Origin of the sequence: Nonomuraea soli (assembly GCF_013761175.1) — a bacterium.
Classification (GTDB): domain Bacteria; phylum Actinomycetota; class Actinomycetes; order Streptosporangiales; family Streptosporangiaceae; genus Nonomuraea; species Nonomuraea soli.
The window spans coordinates 862,987-878,647 of the sequence record NZ_JACDUR010000006.1 but is presented as its reverse complement, the minus strand read 5'-3'; the positions used below and the strand labels follow the sequence as shown (position 1 = coordinate 878,647).

Sequence of the window (15,661 nt, the reverse complement as noted above, 5' to 3'; positions counted from 1 at the left end):
GGTCGTCAACGGCAGACGAGCGGGGCAGCTAGGCGACGCGTTCCTCGTCACCGACAGCCCCGGCCTGTACGAGGTGCACGACAGCGTCTTCAACGTGCCGACCCGCACGACTCAGGAGGTGCAGCGGAAGAGCGTGATCAGTCACTACTCGTCGCCCTCGCGCTCGTCCTCGGCCGTGGGTGAGGACGCCGAGGGACGGCTGCTGGCGCTGATCTCGACGGTTCGCGGGCTGGGTTCCGACCTGGTCGCCAAGGTGATCGTTCATGGCGCGATCGGCGCGGGCGCGTGGTTCCTGCTGCCCGATCCCTGGCCTCTTCCGGCGGCCGCCCTGGCGGGTGCGGTCGGCCTGTGGCGTTGTCTCGGCGTGGTCATGTTAGTCATCCAGCACCGTGACGGGGCGGCCGGACTAGGCGACGCGGGCCTTGGCCAGAGCGAACCACCTGGCGAGGGTGCGGTTCCTGCAGTCCCACAGCCTGACCTGGACGGGCTCGGTGAAACTGCCGGTCGGCCTGGAGGGGCAGGCCGGCACTCCGCCCGTCTACTTCCCGGTGTCGGTGTCGGACGACGCCCTCATGGCCTTCGAACGGCGCGGCCTCCCGCTGCGCGACGCGTTCGACAGCTCCTTCGACGAGATCCTGCGTGTGAGCACCCTCGGCTACACCGAGAGCCGGCGCCTCCTCTACCGGCGCATCATCGGCCTCGACGAGCCGTACGTCGCCCTGTGCCACGTGCTGTCCGGCGGGCTGGCCTGCGATCTGCTGCGTACGGCCCGGCAGCTGGTCCGCCTCGGCCACGCCCTCACCTCAGCGGCCCACCCGATGCGGACCATCCCAGCTTCGTCGACTACCTGTCCATGACCGAGCAGGACGCCGCGGTCAAACCGTCACATCCAATGCTGCGCGAGCTGTCCGCGGACCTGGTCGGCGAGGAACTCATGCGCAAGGCACCCTCCATCGTCCACACCATGGCCGAAGGCGACTGCCGCGCCCTGCCCTACGAGATCTCGTACGGCAACGCGGGCCGTACCGAACGAACCGTCGTCCATCGTCGACGCTCTGCTCGACAGGGCGCCACTCCCGCCGCTCCTGCGGGACTTCGCCGCCTACGCCTACTTCTGCGAGACCCTCAGGGAGCTCGTCGACCGGCTCGACGGCCCGACGATCGCCCGCTGTGCGGAGGACCCGAGGTGGCCGGGCAGCTTCGACGCCCTGGCCGGCGCCTGGTACGCCTTCGTGGTGGACGCGGAGATCGCCTGGGATGCCGTCTCCGCCTTCCGGGTGGAGTGGCGGTTCCCGGTACGCCGCCTGGAGAGAGGCCCGGCTGCCCGGCCTCGGCTTTCAGTATCTGTCAAGAGGGACGGCGCACCATGGGGACTCCGACCACGACATCAGACGAGAGGTCCTCACCGTCATGCAGGAATGGCTCAAGCGCGTCCCCTGGTTCGTGTGGGTTCTGGTGGGAGCCCTCTGGATCGGCCTGCGGGTCGCGGACATCTACCGGCACACGCACCCAGCCGATCGCGCCTCCGACGGGATCGGCGTGCTCTTCGGTCTCTTCGTCGTCGCCTGGGCCATCGGCGTCGCCCGCCCCAACCAGGCACGGCGTCGCGAAAGCGAGCACGACGAGGAGCGATGACCTCAGGGCCGGGCTCACCGACATCGGAAGCCCGTCGATGACCACCAGCCAGAAGCTCGTGCGGGTCTCGTTCGTCGTGGACGGTGAGGCCGAGCCACCTGACAAGATCGGCCACCGCGGGCGAGGGATGGAGATCCGCTGAGGTGTACGACGCTCAACCGCTGTACGCACACCTCACCCGAGCGTTTCCGCAGGGCAAGCGCCGCGTTCGTTTGACGTCCTGTGACTCCCGGGGGGTTCGACGCCTCGAGAGCTCGACGGGGACAGCCCGCCCAATGATCCAGGGATCAGAGTTCTGGGCAGCGAAAAGGCCCGCCAGGGGATCATTTCCTGACGGGCCTTCGATGTGTGGGCGATACTGGGATCGAACCAGTGACCTCTTCGGTGTGACGGCTTCTGATCAATACGAGGCGGTGTTAACCGGTGCCGACTCCTGCTGCCGTCTCTATCGACTCGCCTTCTGATCGAGTCCAAAACCATCCCGTATCAGCCGGTTCGCTGACTCCCGGCTGACGCGGAACCCGCTTTATGCGGCCACACTCGGGGCCTGTTTCACGACATACATCGCCACCAAGGCCGTGATGTGACTCATGATCTGCGTGATCTCGGCACCAGTGACGCCGATGAAGGCGAGTCCCATCGCCAGCGCCGCAAGTATCAGGGCGGGCATGACTGGACTACCGTGGGCGGGTAGGCTCGGCAAAGAGTCCTCCATGACGTAGGGGATTCCTAATCGCCCCTGGACAAGGGTTGGTCTTTGCGGTCTCGACCCATGTCCTTGGGCGATCTGTGTACATCGGAGCCTACGCCCACTCCCTGGGCCGCGTTTTACCTGGTAAACCCAAGGTTTCAGGGTATTTAGCGCCGTTCGCAAGTGGCGTGTTCGCAGGTAGAGCTCAAGATCAAAACGAAATACATGGTCGGAGCTCCAGATTCTCTGCTTGTGTGATCTCCGTCACACTCTCCCCCGCCCGATCTTTTCGCAGCGCATGGTGAGGGCGGGCCAGTCCCTCGGTGTCGGCGATGTGGAGTGCGGTGGCGAGCAGGTGGTGCTTTTCCGCGGCGGGGCGGGTGTGGTGGTCGCTGACGACGGTGCCGACGCCGGGCAGGGCGTGGACGAGGCCCTGGTGCTGGACGTGGCAGGGGGGAAAATCGGGCCACCTCAGCCACTCAGGACTGTGCTCGTGCCCGCCGCGTTCATCCCGGAGCTGAGTCCCCGCCGGAGGCATGCCCTAACGTGAAGCGTCTCCGGGCCGGGCATCGGGTGTCATGACTGGCTGCCTGGTCCGCATGCTGAGCTCCTGTAACCGCGCGAGTGCCTCCAAGGCCGCACGCTCGCGCGGCAGGGCCGCGCGGTGGGGCCGCCGCACAGGCTTATGGACGGGTACGCACCGTTAGGGAGGGTCCTACCGCGCATGGGTGAGATCATGGCGCAGGCTGAGAACACGGATCAGGGAGTGGGTCACCTCGGGCAAGTTCGCTCCCGGTGACAAGCTGCCCTCGGAACGGACCCTGCTCGATGAGTTCGGTATGGGCCGCACGACCGTGCGGTTGGTGCTCAACCGGCTTGCCGATGCGGGGCGGATCTCCGCTCAGCACGGGCGCGGCTACTTCGTGAACGAGCCCCGGTCATGACCGCCGATCTCCCTTCGTGGAAGATCCACGGGGAGCGGACGATCTACGACAATCGGTGGGTACGGTTGGCGCTGGCGGATGTCGAACCTGGCGGCGGTCCGTGACCGGATCATCGGCACCAACCCGTGCGAGGGCGTACGGCTTCCGGCACGTCGGCGCACGGCCGGAGACGATCGGATCATCGCTCGGGAACAGCTCCCCGCCGCCCTCCCTGGCCGGCACCGAGCGCTGGTCGGCCTGGCGGCTGGCACGGGCCTGCGCCGGGGAGAGTGCACGGGCTTGCGGTGGGAGGCGGTTGACCTCGAAGCCGGAACCCTGCGGGTTGAACGAACAGCAGTGGAGGTCGCCGGTAACATCACGAGCAAGCCGTATCCCAAGACCAAAGCCGGTCGGCGTGAAGTGCCACTTCCCGGCTTCGTGGTCGGACTGCTGCCCACCCATCGGGAGCTCTACAGCGCGAGCGTCCTCGGCGAGATCTTCACCAACTCGGCAGGCGGGCCGGTGCGCCGTACGCTTTCCGTACCAGGGTCTGGCGTCCTGCGCTCGTGGCAGCCGGTCTCCTCGGTGCGGTCTACGAGTCGGACGGCGTTTCCTCGGCTGGTGGCTCAACGCTGACGGCCTGGAGCATACTCGACCGTTCTGGACCCAGAGCAAGGCGATTCGCGCGGTGGCTGATAGGTCGGCCGGAGGACTACGCTTCCACGATCTTGGGCACTCGTACGCCACCTGGTTGGTCTCGGACGGAACGCCCGTGAACGACGTCGCGCGGATCCCGGGCATGAGCAGATCACGACCACGCTCAACCTCTACACACTCCACGAGGGAGCGTTTCGGCAGGGTGCGGGAGGTGTTTGCTGACTTCTCGCTGACTCTGGCGGCTGATGGAGATCAACAAGAGGTCGATGATCTCTCCCCGTCCGATTTCCAAGAGCAGTGATCACAAGCACCGACACGTGTCCCAAACAGCAAAAGGCCCGTCATCGCTGACGGGCCTTGCTTGTGTGGGCGATACTGGGATCGAACCAGTGACCTCTTCGGTGTGAACGAAGCGCTCTCCCGCTGAGCTAATCGCCCGGGATTCGCGGCTCCTTGCGGCGCCGACGGGTAAAACCATACCGCACTCCGAGACCATCCGTCGAAGCGACGCGGGAGGTGGAGGATTCGGGCGCAATGTTGCGCTTGGCCACCAGCATGGCGACTCGTCGCATAGCATCGTCGTGTCCCGGTAGGCGCGGAACGTGATCTTTAGTCCGATAGGCGCGGTAAGCGCTCACCCGGGGCAGCTCTACAAGACGCAAAACCCTTGCAAACACGACCCGGTTGGGGCCGTTTCGCCAGGTAGATGCCCAAATGTCCTGCTGTGATGTGCGTTACAGAAGGCCCTGGAAGCGGAATCTTTCCTACAGGTTTCTTCGTTCCGCGTCATAGCTCGGGACGAAGTCCGTCAGAGCAGTGATAGCCCCGAGAGGGGACCGTACGACGAAAAGGTTTGGCTGACGATGAACAGCACCACCGTCTCCGCCGAGCTTGGCCTTCGGCTTGTGGTCCCCGACCGTACAACCGTCCCCCTGCTCGCCGGACTGAGTTACACGGCCGACGACCCGTATGCCATCCGCATGGCCTTTCACGTGGGGAACGACGAGCCGGTCGAGTGGATCTTCGCCCGCGAGTTGCTGACCGTGGGCATCGTGCGCCGGGTCGGCGACGGGGACGTGCAGGTGTGGCCGGCACGCGCCGACGGCGAGCGGACCCTGCACATCTCTCTCACCTCGCCCTTCGGGCAGGCGCTCTTCGAGGTGCCGCTGGCGCCGCTGACGGAGTTCCTGCACCGCACCTACGAGCTGGTGCCGGCGGGCCGGGAGACCGACTTCATGGACCTGGACGCCGAGCTCACGAACATGCTCTGGCCGTCGTAGTCCCCACGACGACCGTCGAGGTCCCCACGACGGTCGTCGCAGTCCCCACGATGGTCGTCGCAGCCCTCACGATGGTCGTCGCAGTCCCGACGGCTCAGAGCAGGTCCTTCATCCGGGCGATCTCGATGCTCTGCCCGGAGTAGACCTCGCGCGCCATCATCCGCATCTGCTGATCACGCCCTGCCGCCAGCTCCCGCTCCGCCATCTTCAGCGCGCCCTCGTGGTGCCTGATCATGAGGGCGAGGAAGAGCCGGTCGAACCGAGCTCCGTTCGAGGCGCGCAGGGCGTTCAGCTGCTCCGGGGTCGCCATGCCGTCCATGCCCGTCGTGTGATCGTGGCCCGCCGTACGGCCCAGGCCGGACAGCCAGGTGGTCATCTGCCGGATCTCGGGCTCCTGGGTGAGCGCGATGCGTTCGGCGACGGCGCGCACCTTCGGGTCGGCCACGCGGCCCGGCGCCAGCCCGGCCATCTCCAGCGCCTGCCGGTGGTGCGGGATCATCGACTCGGCGAAGAGCACGTCGGCGGCGACCGGTTCCGTGGTGGCGCCGAGGGTCTCACCGGGCGTTGCCGTACGGCCGGCGCCGCCGGGACTGCCGGGCACGATCACCGGCGCACCCGTGCCCACGACGCCGGTGGGCTCCTCCTCGGAGCAGCCGGACAGCGCACCCATGAGGGCAACTGTCACCACAACTGTGACAATCGCACGACGCGCTCGGAACCTTCCTGCCATAGCTTCCATAGTGATGCACTCGTCCGGGAAGGAAGACCAGGTGATCTCCACCAAGTTGGCCGCGGCCGTCTGCGCGGCGTTGTTGCTGGCCTCGGCCTGCGCGACCCCGGAGCGCGAGGCCCAGCGGGTCGGGACGGCCCCGCCGGTCGTCCCTGGCACGTCGCAGCCCGCCACCGCGCCGTCGGGCAGCGCCTCCGCCGACGATGACGTGATGACGAGCGACAACGTGAAGCTGGTGGCCAACCTGCCGCGCCAGGCCCCTCTGAACGGCCCCATGGCGTGGAACTCCGACCTGGCCTTCCAGGGCACCTACGCCTACGTCGGCAACTTCAACGGTTTCAGCGTCGTCGACATCGCCGACCCGACCCAGCCGAAACTGGTCAGCTCGGTCTCCTGCCCAGGCCAGCAGAACGACGTGTCGGTCCACGGCGACCTGCTGATCCTGTCGGTCGACGAGACCCGCTCCGACGAGACGTGCACATCCAAGCACGGGACGAAGTGGGAAGGGCTGCGCCTGTTCGACATCAGCGACAAGAAGAGCCCGAAGTACGTCTCCTCGGTCGCCACGAACTGCGGCTCGCACACCCACACCATGATCCCCGGCAAGGACGGCCAGACGCTCTACGTCTACGTCTCCTCCCCCGGCCCCTCGCCCGACTCCGAGACCTGCCCGTCGCCGCACGAGCTGATCCAGGTCGTGGAGATCCCGCTGAAGGACCCGAAGAGCGCCAAGGTGGTCTCCAGCCCCGACATCTTCCCCGACGGCCAGCAGGGCTCCTTCCTGCACGGCTGCCACGACGTGACCGCCTTCCCCGAGAAGAACCTGGCCGCCGCGGCCTGCTTCGGCGACGGGGTGCTGCTCGACATCACCGACCCGGTCAAGCCTGTCGTGCTCCAGCAGGTCAGGGATACCGAGAACTTCGACATCTGGCACTCGGCGACCTTCAACAACGACGCCACCAAGGTCATCTTCGGCGACGAGCTGGGCGGCGGCGGCATGGCCACCTGCGACTCCAAGACGCCCGAGACCAAGGGCGCCAACGCCATCTACGACCTGAAGGACGGCAAGCTCGTACGGCGGGGCTACTTCAAGATGCCGCGCGAGCAGAAGGACACGGAGAACTGCGTCGCCCACAACGGCTCGCTCATCCCGGTGGCGGGCAAGGACATCATGGTCCAGGGCTGGTACCAGGGCGGCGTGTCGGTGTGGGACTTCACCGACTCCGACAACCCCAAGGAGATCGGCTTCTTCGAGCGCGGCCCCGACGGCTCGGGCTCGGTCATCGCCGGTTCGTGGTCGGCCTACTACTACAACGGCTACATCTACTCCAGCGACATCATCCGCGGCCTGGACGTGATCGAGATCTCCGACCCGCTCACCGATCCGGCCAAGCAGGTCAAGATGGACGACTTCAACGTGCAGACGCAGAAGATCTACTGAATCGCCCCTTCGCGCCAGCGGGAGTAGACGCTGGTGAAGGTGTGCGAGACGGTCTGGCCGATGATCAGCGACCGCCACGACACGACGAAACGGGTCGGGCGGTTGGATCGGTCGAGGCGCAGGTCCCAGGCGACGGTGTCGCGGGCGAAGGCGTTGTCGTCGCCCTGCTCGGTCCAGGTCATGATCCAGGCCTTGAACTGCTCGGGTGACCGGGAGAAGGGGATGACGGCGTTGTAGCGCGTGCCCGACCTGCGTACGCGGGGCGCCAGTTGCACGAAGTCGAGGAGCACCTCCAGGCCCGCGGTGGTGCGGACCGCCTGGATGTAGTCGTGGCCCGGCGGGTCGTAGACGCGCTTGCCTCCCATGAAGAGCTCTCCTTCGCGGACGGCGAAGGAGAACGGTGCGTCGGAGGGGTCCTCGGGTTTGACGCTGACCTCGAAGTCGCTGCGGGCGTTGTCGCTGAGCGCGCCGGGCGGCAGGCTCACCTTCCCGGTGGCGTCGAGCTTGAAGGAGCTCTGGGAGAGGAAGCCGTCGAAGGTGAGGTTCGCGAGAGAGGTCGCGGCGAGGGCTTCCTCGATCGCCAGGGCCAGGGCCATGGGTTCGGCAGGCGGGGGTTGCACGGCGCCGTCGGATGCCGGCGTCGGAGTGGGAGTCGCCGGGGGCGTGCTGGAGGGTGGTTTCCCGCCGCTGGCGGAGGGCGAGGGGCCGGGGTTCGTGCCCGCGGGTGGCGTGGAGGTGCCTCGGCCGGTGCTCGGCTGCGCGCCGGAGGAGGCTGATGCGGTGTCGGTGGGCCAGAACCGCCACAGCAGCCCGCCTGTGACCGCCACACCGGCACCGGCCGCCACCGCACCGGCCAGCATGCGGCGCCGGGAGAGCAGGCCCGACGAGGCAGTCGGCCCTGACGGGGCGGGCAGCCCTGGCGGGGTGGGCGGCGCTGGCAGGGTGGCTCCCTCTCCCAGCAGCTCCAGCAGCACCTGCCGGGCGCTGGGCCGCGACGCCGGGTCCTTGCTCAGGCAGCGGGCCACGATCGACCGCAGCGGTTCCGCCAGTTCCCCCAGCTCCGGCTCCCCGTGCAGGATGCGGTGCGCGGTGGCCGCGAAGGTGTCGTTGCCGAACGGCGGCCGCCCCGTGGCCGCGTGCACCATGGTCGACCCCCAGGCGAACAGGTCGGCCGGCGGCCCGATGTTCTCGCCGGTGAACTGCTCGGGAGCCATGTAGGGCGGTGTCCCTGCCGCGCCGTCCTTGGTGACGGTCGCCCCCACCAGCCGCGCGATCCCGAAGTCGATCACGCGTGGCCCGTCGGGTCCCATGAGCACGTTGCCCGGCTTGAAGTCGCGGTGCACCACGCCCGCCCGGTGGATGGCGGCCAGGGCGGTGGCGGTGCCGATGGCCAGGCGGGTGAGCGCCGCGCCGCGCAGGACGCCCATCGCCGACAGGGCGGGGCCGTCGATGTACTCGGCGGCCACGTAGGGCGGGTCGTGGTCGAGGTCGGAGGAGATGACGCGGGCGGTGCAGAACTCGTCGACCTGGCGGGCGGCGGCCAGTTCGCGGGCGAAGGCGCGGTCGAGCTCGCCGGTGAGCACCTTGATCGCGACGGGTTCGCCGCCGGGGTCGCGCCCCAGGTAGACCACGCCCTGGCCGCCCCGTCCGAGGCGGCCTTCGAGCCGGTAGGGGCCGAGAACCGTGGGGTCGCCGGGGCGCAGCGCGTCTAAGGGCACGGCAGCATGCTAGCGATCATGCGCGCCACCCGGAGGGCGGCCACACGAAGCCCAGGCGACCCCGAGCCGACCCCGGGAATCCGCACGGCCGCGGGAAACCCCGCGCGCCACCGCGGCCGGGACGTCACGGGTTCGGGTTGGCCGCGGCGCGCTCGGCGAAGACCTCCATCGCCTTCAGCGTCACCGGCCCCGGCGCCGCCGGCAGGTCGGTGTCGTCGACGCGCCCGATCGGCTGCACGTCGCGCGTCGTGGAGGTGAGGAACGCCTCCTCCGCGGAGTACAGCGCGCTGAGCGGAAGGTCGCTCTCCTCCGCCCCGAACCATTCCAGCACGAGCGCTCGCGTCACTCCCGCCAGGCACCCGGACTCGAGCGTCGGGGTGAGCAGCCGCCCGCCGGAGACGATGAAGATGTTCGACCCCGTCCCCTCGCACAGGTTTCCCACGAGGTTGCCGAAGATCGCCTCACCGCCGCCGCGCGCCTTGGCGTAGGCCAGGGCCTTGGCGTTGTCGCCGTAGGAGGTGGACTTCACCCCGGACAGCGCTCCGCGCTCGTTGCGCGGCCAGGGCACGACGGTGACGTTGGCGGTGGCCGGGAAGGCGGGCTGCTCGTCGACGATGACGACGGTGGTGGCGCCCTGGGTGCCGCGGTCGGAGCCGAGCGGTCCCGGCCCGCTGGTGTAGGTGACGCGGATGCGGCCGAGCTTCCAGGCGGGGGCGGCGGCCAGGAGCTTGCCGACGCCGTCGGCGATCGCGGCGGTGTCGGGCGCGGGCAGGTCCATGCGCTGGGCGCTGAGGGCCAGCCGGTCGAGGTGGCGGGTGAGCGCGAACGACCGTCCGTCGACGATCTTGATCGTCTCGAAGACGCCGTCGCCGACCATCAGGCCGTGGTCCCAGACCGAGACGCGGGCCTGCGCCGGGTCGAGGAGTTCCCCGTTGACCCAGACGGGAACGTTCATGCCAAGCCTCCTGAGGATGCGAGTTCGATGAGCCGTGCGGCTTTCAGTTCGGTCTCGTGCCATTCGCGCCGCGGCTCGCTGCCCCAGGTGATGCCGGCACCGGTACCGAACCGGATCTCGTCGCCGGTGATCCAGAACGTGCGGATGCCGACGGCCAGGGCCGCCGTGCGCCGGTCGGCGTCGACCCAGCCCACCGCCCCACAGTACGGCCCGCGGGGCGAAGGTTCGAGCTCATTGATGATGTGCAAAGCGGAAGATTTCGGTGCACCCGTGACCGAACCAGGAGGAAATGTGGCAGCGAACAGCTCCGGCCAGCCGCGCCCCGGCGCGAGCCGGGCCCGTACGGTCGAGACCAGGTGCACCAGTCCGGGATGCTCCTCGACCACGCACAGCTCGGGCACCTCGACCGAGCCGACCTCGGCCACGATGCCCAGGTCGTTGCGGACCAGGTCGACGATCATCACGTTCTCGGCGTAGTCCTTGTCGAGCAGGTCGGCGGCGCTCACCCCCGTGCCCTTGATCGGCCGCGAGGTGACCGTCATCCCGTCTCGGGAGAGGTAGAGCTCGGGCGAGGCCGACACCACGGTCAGCCCGGGAAGCCGGATGAAGGCGGCGTGCGGGGCGGGATTGCCCTCGGCCAGCCGGTGGGCCAGCGCCAGCGGGTCGTCGCCCGGCACCATGGGGGCGTCGAGCACGCGGCACAGGTTCGCCTGGTAGACCTCGCCCTGCCGGATGTAGTCGCGGATGCGCCGCACGCCCCGTTCGTAGCCGTCGCGGTCGAGGGAGCTGCGCCAGGAGGAGGGCGAGGGGCCCGCCCACGGGCCGGAGGCGGCGGGCAACGGCGCCTGCCGTACCTCGTCGAACCGCGCGCAGGTGACCTTGGCTTCGTAGTCGACCACGACGGCCCACCAGCCGGGCCCGTCGAGGGCGGCCAGGTCGGTGGTGACGTCCCGCAGGCCGGTGGCCAGCAGGCCTCCCACGTGGGCGAGACTGTCGTGCACGTCCCTATTGTTTCAGGAGTTCGACGAGCTCCAGCGCGGCGGGCAGCGGGGAGGGCGGCAGGGCGGCGTAGACGCGCCTGGACGGCAGCGACCCGCTCAGCCGCTTGAGCACCACGCCCTCGGGCACCGCACGCGCGGCCAGTTCGGGCACGAGCGTGACGCCCAGCCCGGCGGTGACGAAGCCGAACTTGCCCGACCATTCGGCCACCCGCAGCCCTCCGCGCGGGGTGAACCCGGCCGCCGTGGCCGCCTGCGTCAGCAGGGTCGGCTGGCCGCGCGGTGCCGCCTCGATCCAGGTCTCCCCCGCCAGGTCGGCCAGCTCGATCTCGTCGCTCGCGGCCAGCCGGTGCTCGCTCGGCAGCGCGACCAGCAGCTCGTCCTCCTTCAACGGCACCAGCCCGACCGGCGAGGTCGGCAGCCCGGCCGGGTAGTCGCTGATCACCGCCACGTCCAGGGCGCCGGCGTTCAGCCGCTCGACCAGGACCGGGGAGAGCCCTTCGACCAGCTGCACCTCCAGCCCCGGACGGGCCAGGCGGCGCAGCGCCGACGGCACGAGGTGCACGTTGGCGGTGGAGAAGGAGCCGATGCGCAGGGTGCCGCCCGTGCCGCGGTGGATCGCGGCCAGCTCCTCGCCCGCCCGCTCCAGCCGCTCCAGCACGCCCACGACGTGGCGGTGGAGCGCGGTGCCCGCAGGCGTCAGCCGTACTCCCCTGGCCAGCCGTTCGAACAGCGGGCCGCCCGCCTCCCGCTCCAGGGCGGCCACGCGGCGCGATACCGCGGACTGGGTGTAGCCCAGCAGTTCGCCCGCCGCGGTGAACGATCCGCTGCGGGCGATCTCGTCGAACAATCGCAAGGCATTCATCTCAAGCATGGCTGCCATGCAATCTAGTCGTTTGTGGAATGCCTGACGAATCCCTTGAATGGCCACATGATTGCTTTCCTTGGACAGGGCCGCATGGGCGTGCCCATGGCACGACGGCTGACGGACACCGGGCACGACGTGACGACGTGGCGGCGCGGAGACGGGCCGGTGGCCGGCGCGGTCGCCGGGGCCGACGTCGTGATCACGATGCTGCGTGACGGCGATGCGGTGCTGGAGGTGCTCGGCGACGCGCTCCCCGCCCTGAAACCGGGGACGACGGTGGTGGAGATGTCCACGATCGGGCCCGAGGCGGTCCGTCGGGTCAGGGCGCTGCTCCCCCCCGAGATCGCCCTGGTCGACGCGCCGGTGCTGGGCAGCGTGCAGCCCGCCGCCGACGGCACGCTGACCGTCCTGGCGGGCGGCGAGGTGTCAGGCGTGCGCGAGGTGCTGTCGGCCTTCGGGACCGTGCGCGAGCTGGGGCCGCTCGGGGCGGGGGCGGCCATGAAGCTCGCGGTGATGAACACGGTCGTGCCCGCGCAGGTGCTGGTCGCCGAGACGCTGGCGTACGGCGCCGCGCACGGCGTCGACCGTGACGCGTTGCTGGACGTGCTGGGCGCCACCCCGCTCGGCGCCGTGGCCGAGCGGCTGCGCGTGCCGTCGGAGCAGACACGCTACGCCCTCGAACTGGCCGCCAAGGACCTGCGCCTGGGCGCCTGGGAGGGCTCGACCCTGGCGGGCGCGGCGCTGGGCAGGCTCGACGGGGCCATCGCCGAGGGGTACGGCACGCGTGACCTGTCCTCGGTGGCGCCGTACGTGGCGCAGGCCGGCCTGGCGCGTGCCGTACCGGTCAATCCCGCCACGGTGCCGGCGACCAACGGCATGTACTCCCACGCGGTGCGCGCGGGCGGCACCCTCTACGTCTCCGGGCAGGTCGCCCTCGACGCCGACGGCAAGGTCGTCGGCGAGGGCGACATGACGGCCCAGGCGGAGGCGATCTTCGAGAACATCGGCAGGATCCTCGCCGACCAGGGCGCCTCCTTCCGCGACATCGCCTTCATCCGCAGCTACATGGTCGACATGGACCAGCGGGCGGCCTACGGCGCGGTGCGGCGGCGCTACATCACCGGCACGCCGCCCGCGAGCACGACCGTGGAGGTGTCCAGGCTGTTCGTGCCCGGACTCCTCCTGGAGGTCGACCTGATCGTCAGCCTCACTTCTTGACGGCGACGACGGTGTAGGGCGTCTCGGGCGTCGGCGTGGTGGTGAAGCGGGCGTTGGGCAGGTAGAGCCTGCCCCGCCACGCCGCGACCGTGGTGGGCACGTCGAAGCGCGGGTCGGTGATGCGCTTGGTGACCGTGCCCTTGGTGGCCGCCTCGTCGAGGGTCAGCACGGTGACGGTGTTGAGGCGGTTCTGCACCACGTAGAGGGTGGTGCCGCGCAGCAGCAGGCCGTCGCCGTTGACGAGGGTCTCGCCGCCCAGGTCCACCTCGGTGGTGACGCCGCTGGCGGGGTCGGCGCGGAAGAGCTTGCCGGTGTTCGACTGCACGATCAGCAGGCCGGTGCGGTCGGGGGTGACCTCGATGCCGTTGGCGTTGTTGCCGGTCGTGTACTGCATGGCGCCGGTGAGCGGGATCGCGGTGGCCGCCTCGGGCAGGGCGCCGCGCCGTCCCAGGGTCAGCTTGTAGATCGCCGGGTTGCGCGAGTCGGTGAAGTACGCGGCGCCGCGGTGCAGGATCACGTCGTTGACGAAGCTCGCGCCGGCCGCGGCCAGCTGGTAGCTCTTCAGCACCGCGCCGGTCCCGGTGTCGATCACGCGGGCGTCGCCGCCGGTGCCGCCCGCGACGAACAGGCGGTCCCGCTTGTCGGTCTTGAGGCCGAGCGAGGGGGTGCCGGGACCCTGGCTGATGATCGTGCCCTGGCCCGTCTTCAGATCGGCCCGGTAGATGGAGCCCGTCGCGCGGGAGCCGAAGTAGGCCTGCCCGTCGCGGTCGATGGCGATGCCCTCGGGCTGCCAGCCGTTGGGCAGGGCGATGGTGTCGGGGCGCGGGGGCCCGGCCTGGGCGGGCGCGGCACTCATGACCGTCAGCGTGACGCAGGCCACCGCGGTGGCGATGATCCTCAACTTCATGAGGGTCACTGTGCCCCTCTTTCCCAGGCGGACAAAGGGGCACAGAGCCACTTCACAGCGACTTGCCAGGAAGTCAGGCCAGCGGGCCGGTGACCGCCTCCACGGCCGAGACCACGACGCCGTCGGCCACCAGCCGGACCGCGGACTCGATCTCGGGGGCCAGGTAGCGGTCGGTGCCGGGGCCGGGGATCGTCTCGCGCAGCGCCGCCACCACCGCCGCGGTGGCGGGGGCAGGGGTGAGCGGGGCGCGCAGGTCGAGGGCGCGCGCCGCGGTGAGGATCTCCACGGCCAGCACCCTGGTCAGCCCGTCGACGGAGCGGCGCAGCTTGCGTGCGGCGCCCCAGCCCATGGAGACGTGGTCCTCCTGCATGGCGCTCGACGGGATGGAGTCGACGCTGGCCGGGGCGGCCAGGCGCTTCATCTCGCTGACGATCGCGGCCTGGGTGTACTGCGCGATCATGTGGCCGGAGTCGACGCCGGGGTCGTCGGCCAGGAAGGCGGGCAGTCCGTGGTTGCGCGCCTTGTCGAGGAAGCGGTCGGTGCGGCGCTCGGACATGGAGGCCACGTCGGCGGCGACCACGGCCAGGAAGTCCAGGACGTACGCCACGGGGGCGCCGTGGAAGTTGCCGTTGGACTCCACGCGCCCGTCGGCGAGCACCGCGGGGTTGTCGACGGCGCTGGCCAGCTCCCAGGTGGCGACCCTGGCGGCGTGGTCGACGGTGTCGCGGGCGGCGCCGGCGACCTGGGGGGCGCAGCGCAGGGAGTAGGCGTCCTGGACGCGGGTGCAGTTCTCGGGGTCGCGGTGGCTGGCCATGATCCCGGACCGGTCGAGGATCTTGGTCATGTTGGCGGCGGCCAGGGCCTGGCCCGGGTGCGGGCGCAGGGCCTGCAGCTCGGGGGCGAAGACCCGGTCGGTACCGAGCAGCGCCTCGACGCTCATCGCGGCGCTGATGTCGGCGGTCTTGAGGAGCCTGGTCAGGTCGTCGATGGCCAGGATCAGCATGCCGAGCATGCCGTCGGTGCCGTTGATCAGGGCCAGGCCCTCCTTGGCGGCCAGCTCGACCGGCTCGATGCCGGCCTGCTTCAGCGCCTCGGACGCGGAGGTGACAGTTCCGGACCTGTCGCGGACGGAACCCTCCCCCATGAGGGCGAGCGCCACATGGGCCAGCGGCGCCAGGTCACCGGAACAGCCCAGCGAGCCGTACTCGTGCACGATCGGGGTGATCCCCGCGCTGATCAGCCCCGCCAGCGCCTTGGCCGTGGTCGGCCGTACACCCGTGTGCCCGGTCGCCAGGGTGTGCAGGCGCAGCAGCATCAGCGCGCGCACGACCTCGGTCTCCACCTCGGGGCCGCTGCCCGCGGCGTGCGAGCGCACGAGCGATCGCTGCAACTGCGCGCGCAGGGCGGGATCGATGTGGCGGGTGGCCAGCGCGCCGAAACCGGTGGAGATGCCGTAGGCGGGCACCGGGCTCTCGGCCAGCTCCTCCACCCGCTGGCGGGCCGCCGCGATGGCGGCGACGGCGTCCTCGGTGAGGCGCACGGCGGCGCCTCCTCTGGCCACCTTGACCACGTCGGCGAAGCTCAGCGGCTCTGGGCCGACGTTCACGACTCCGTTGTCGCGCATACTCACGCACTCTCTC

At 69.9% G+C, this 15,661-nt stretch carries 15 protein-coding genes and 1 tRNA gene; 7 read left to right on the top strand and 9 right to left on the bottom strand.

The features are described from left to right. Positions 1-449: 449 nt before the first annotated feature. Together HNR30_RS32195 and HNR30_RS32190 are read left to right on the top strand one after the other, a co-directional pair. The gene (locus HNR30_RS32195) at positions 450-857 is read left to right on the top strand and encodes a hypothetical protein (RefSeq protein WP_181613793.1); all 408 of its coding nucleotides are present in this window, start codon (positions 450-452) and stop codon (positions 855-857) included. Positions 858-1,410: 553 nt separating this feature from the next. Further along, complete coding sequence (locus tag HNR30_RS32190; RefSeq protein WP_181613792.1) at positions 1,411-1,635, top strand: hypothetical protein; 225 nt, start codon at positions 1,411-1,413, stop codon at positions 1,633-1,635. Between the two features lie 526 nt (positions 1,636-2,161). Here the strand turns inward: HNR30_RS32190 and HNR30_RS32185 are convergent. Next, positions 2,162-2,305 carry a hypothetical protein gene (locus tag HNR30_RS32185; RefSeq protein WP_181613791.1) on the bottom strand — a complete coding sequence of 48 codons (144 nt, stop codon included), beginning with the start codon at positions 2,303-2,305 and terminating at the stop codon, positions 2,162-2,164. Between the two features lie 749 nt (positions 2,306-3,054). Between HNR30_RS32185 and HNR30_RS32180 the strand changes: the two genes are divergently transcribed. Both HNR30_RS32180 and HNR30_RS50685 read left to right on the top strand, forming a co-directional pair. Next, positions 3,055-3,270 (top strand): winged helix-turn-helix domain-containing protein, encoded by a 216-nt coding sequence (locus HNR30_RS32180; RefSeq protein ID WP_181613790.1) that lies wholly within the window; start codon positions 3,055-3,057, stop codon positions 3,268-3,270. A 78-nt stretch (positions 3,271-3,348) separates the two neighbouring features. Further along, entirely contained in the window at positions 3,349-3,885 is a 537-nt protein-coding gene (locus HNR30_RS50685) for a site-specific integrase (RefSeq protein ID WP_181613789.1), read from the top strand. Between the two features lie 387 nt (positions 3,886-4,272). On the opposite strand, the gene HNR30_RS32170 is transcribed toward HNR30_RS50685, so the two are convergent. Beyond that, positions 4,273-4,344 (bottom strand) — tRNA-Val (locus tag HNR30_RS32170). Between the two features lie 425 nt (positions 4,345-4,769). Here HNR30_RS32170 and HNR30_RS32165 point away from each other — a divergent pair. Further along, complete coding sequence (locus tag HNR30_RS32165) at positions 4,770-5,186, top strand: SsgA family sporulation/cell division regulator (RefSeq protein WP_181613788.1); 417 nt, start codon at positions 4,770-4,772, stop codon at positions 5,184-5,186. A 94-nt stretch (positions 5,187-5,280) separates the two neighbouring features. Here the strand turns inward: HNR30_RS32165 and HNR30_RS32160 are convergent, their stop codons facing one another. Beyond that, complete coding sequence (locus HNR30_RS32160; RefSeq protein WP_181613787.1) at positions 5,281-5,856, bottom strand: DUF305 domain-containing protein; 576 nt, start codon at positions 5,854-5,856, stop codon at positions 5,281-5,283. 100 nt (positions 5,857-5,956) lie between these two features. On the opposite strand from HNR30_RS32160, the gene HNR30_RS32155 reads away from it, so the two are divergent. Continuing rightward, the gene (locus HNR30_RS32155; protein WP_312894786.1) at positions 5,957-7,357 is read left to right on the top strand and encodes an LVIVD repeat-containing protein; all 1,401 of its coding nucleotides are present in this window, start codon (positions 5,957-5,959) and stop codon (positions 7,355-7,357) included. Here the strand turns inward: HNR30_RS32155 and HNR30_RS32150 are convergent. The 4 genes from HNR30_RS32150 to HNR30_RS32135 all read right to left on the bottom strand — a co-directional run bounded on the left by HNR30_RS32150 (position 7,351) and on the right by HNR30_RS32135 (position 11,902). Continuing rightward, on the bottom strand, positions 7,351-9,075 hold the full coding sequence (locus HNR30_RS32150) for a serine/threonine-protein kinase (protein WP_181613785.1): 1,725 nt from the start codon (positions 9,073-9,075) through the stop codon (positions 7,351-7,353). The two genes, HNR30_RS32155 and HNR30_RS32150, sit on opposite strands and share 7 nt — an antisense overlap. A gap of 124 nt (positions 9,076-9,199) precedes the next feature. Then, the gene (locus HNR30_RS32145) at positions 9,200-10,030 is read right to left on the bottom strand and encodes an aminotransferase class IV (protein WP_181613784.1); all 831 of its coding nucleotides are present in this window, start codon (positions 10,028-10,030) and stop codon (positions 9,200-9,202) included. Further along, positions 10,027-11,031, bottom strand: a complete 1,005-nt coding sequence (locus tag HNR30_RS32140) for a chorismate-binding protein (RefSeq protein ID WP_181613783.1) — start codon at positions 11,029-11,031, stop codon at positions 10,027-10,029. The genes HNR30_RS32145 and HNR30_RS32140 overlap by 4 nt, the downstream gene beginning before the upstream one ends. A 4-nt stretch (positions 11,032-11,035) precedes the next feature. Further along, a complete protein-coding gene (locus HNR30_RS32135; protein WP_181613782.1) occupies positions 11,036-11,902 on the bottom strand; it encodes a LysR family transcriptional regulator in 867 nt (288 codons plus the stop codon). Positions 11,903-11,959: 57 nt separating this feature from the next. On the opposite strand from HNR30_RS32135, the gene HNR30_RS32130 reads away from it, so the two are divergent. Then, positions 11,960-13,114 (top strand): Rid family hydrolase, encoded by a 1,155-nt coding sequence (locus tag HNR30_RS32130; RefSeq protein WP_181613781.1) that lies wholly within the window; start codon positions 11,960-11,962, stop codon positions 13,112-13,114. Here HNR30_RS32130 and HNR30_RS32125 read toward each other — a convergent pair. Beyond that, positions 13,104-14,021, bottom strand: a complete 918-nt coding sequence (locus HNR30_RS32125) for an SMP-30/gluconolactonase/LRE family protein (RefSeq protein WP_181613780.1) — start codon at positions 14,019-14,021, stop codon at positions 13,104-13,106. The genes HNR30_RS32130 and HNR30_RS32125 overlap by 11 nt on opposite strands. Positions 14,022-14,094: 73 nt before the next feature. After that, on the bottom strand, positions 14,095-15,645 hold the full coding sequence (gene hutH, locus HNR30_RS32120; RefSeq protein WP_181613779.1) for a histidine ammonia-lyase: 1,551 nt from the start codon (positions 15,643-15,645) through the stop codon (positions 14,095-14,097). Between the last annotated feature and the right edge of the window lie 16 nt (positions 15,646-15,661).

Coding starts and splice junctions, on each gene's coding strand:
- HNR30_RS32135 (WP_181613782.1), bottom strand. CDS start 11,902: ATGCTTGAGATGAATGCCTTGCGATTGTTCGACGAGATCGCCCGCAGC.
- HNR30_RS50685 (WP_181613789.1), top strand. CDS start 3,349: ATGTCGAACCTGGCGGCGGTCCGTGACCGGATCATCGGCACCAACCCG.
- HNR30_RS32130 (WP_181613781.1), top strand. CDS start 11,960: ATGATTGCTTTCCTTGGACAGGGCCGCATGGGCGTGCCCATGGCACGA.
- HNR30_RS32160 (WP_181613787.1), bottom strand. CDS start 5,856: ATGGGTGCGCTGTCCGGCTGCTCCGAGGAGGAGCCCACCGGCGTCGTG.
- hutH (WP_181613779.1), bottom strand. CDS start 15,645: ATGCGCGACAACGGAGTCGTGAACGTCGGCCCAGAGCCGCTGAGCTTC.
- HNR30_RS32190 (WP_181613792.1), top strand. CDS start 1,411: ATGCAGGAATGGCTCAAGCGCGTCCCCTGGTTCGTGTGGGTTCTGGTG.
- HNR30_RS32165 (WP_181613788.1), top strand. CDS start 4,770: ATGAACAGCACCACCGTCTCCGCCGAGCTTGGCCTTCGGCTTGTGGTC.
- HNR30_RS32125 (WP_181613780.1), bottom strand. CDS start 14,021: ATGAAGTTGAGGATCATCGCCACCGCGGTGGCCTGCGTCACGCTGACG.
- HNR30_RS32145 (WP_181613784.1), bottom strand. CDS start 10,030: ATGAACGTTCCCGTCTGGGTCAACGGGGAACTCCTCGACCCGGCGCAG.
- HNR30_RS32185 (WP_181613791.1), bottom strand. CDS start 2,305: ATGCCCGCCCTGATACTTGCGGCGCTGGCGATGGGACTCGCCTTCATC.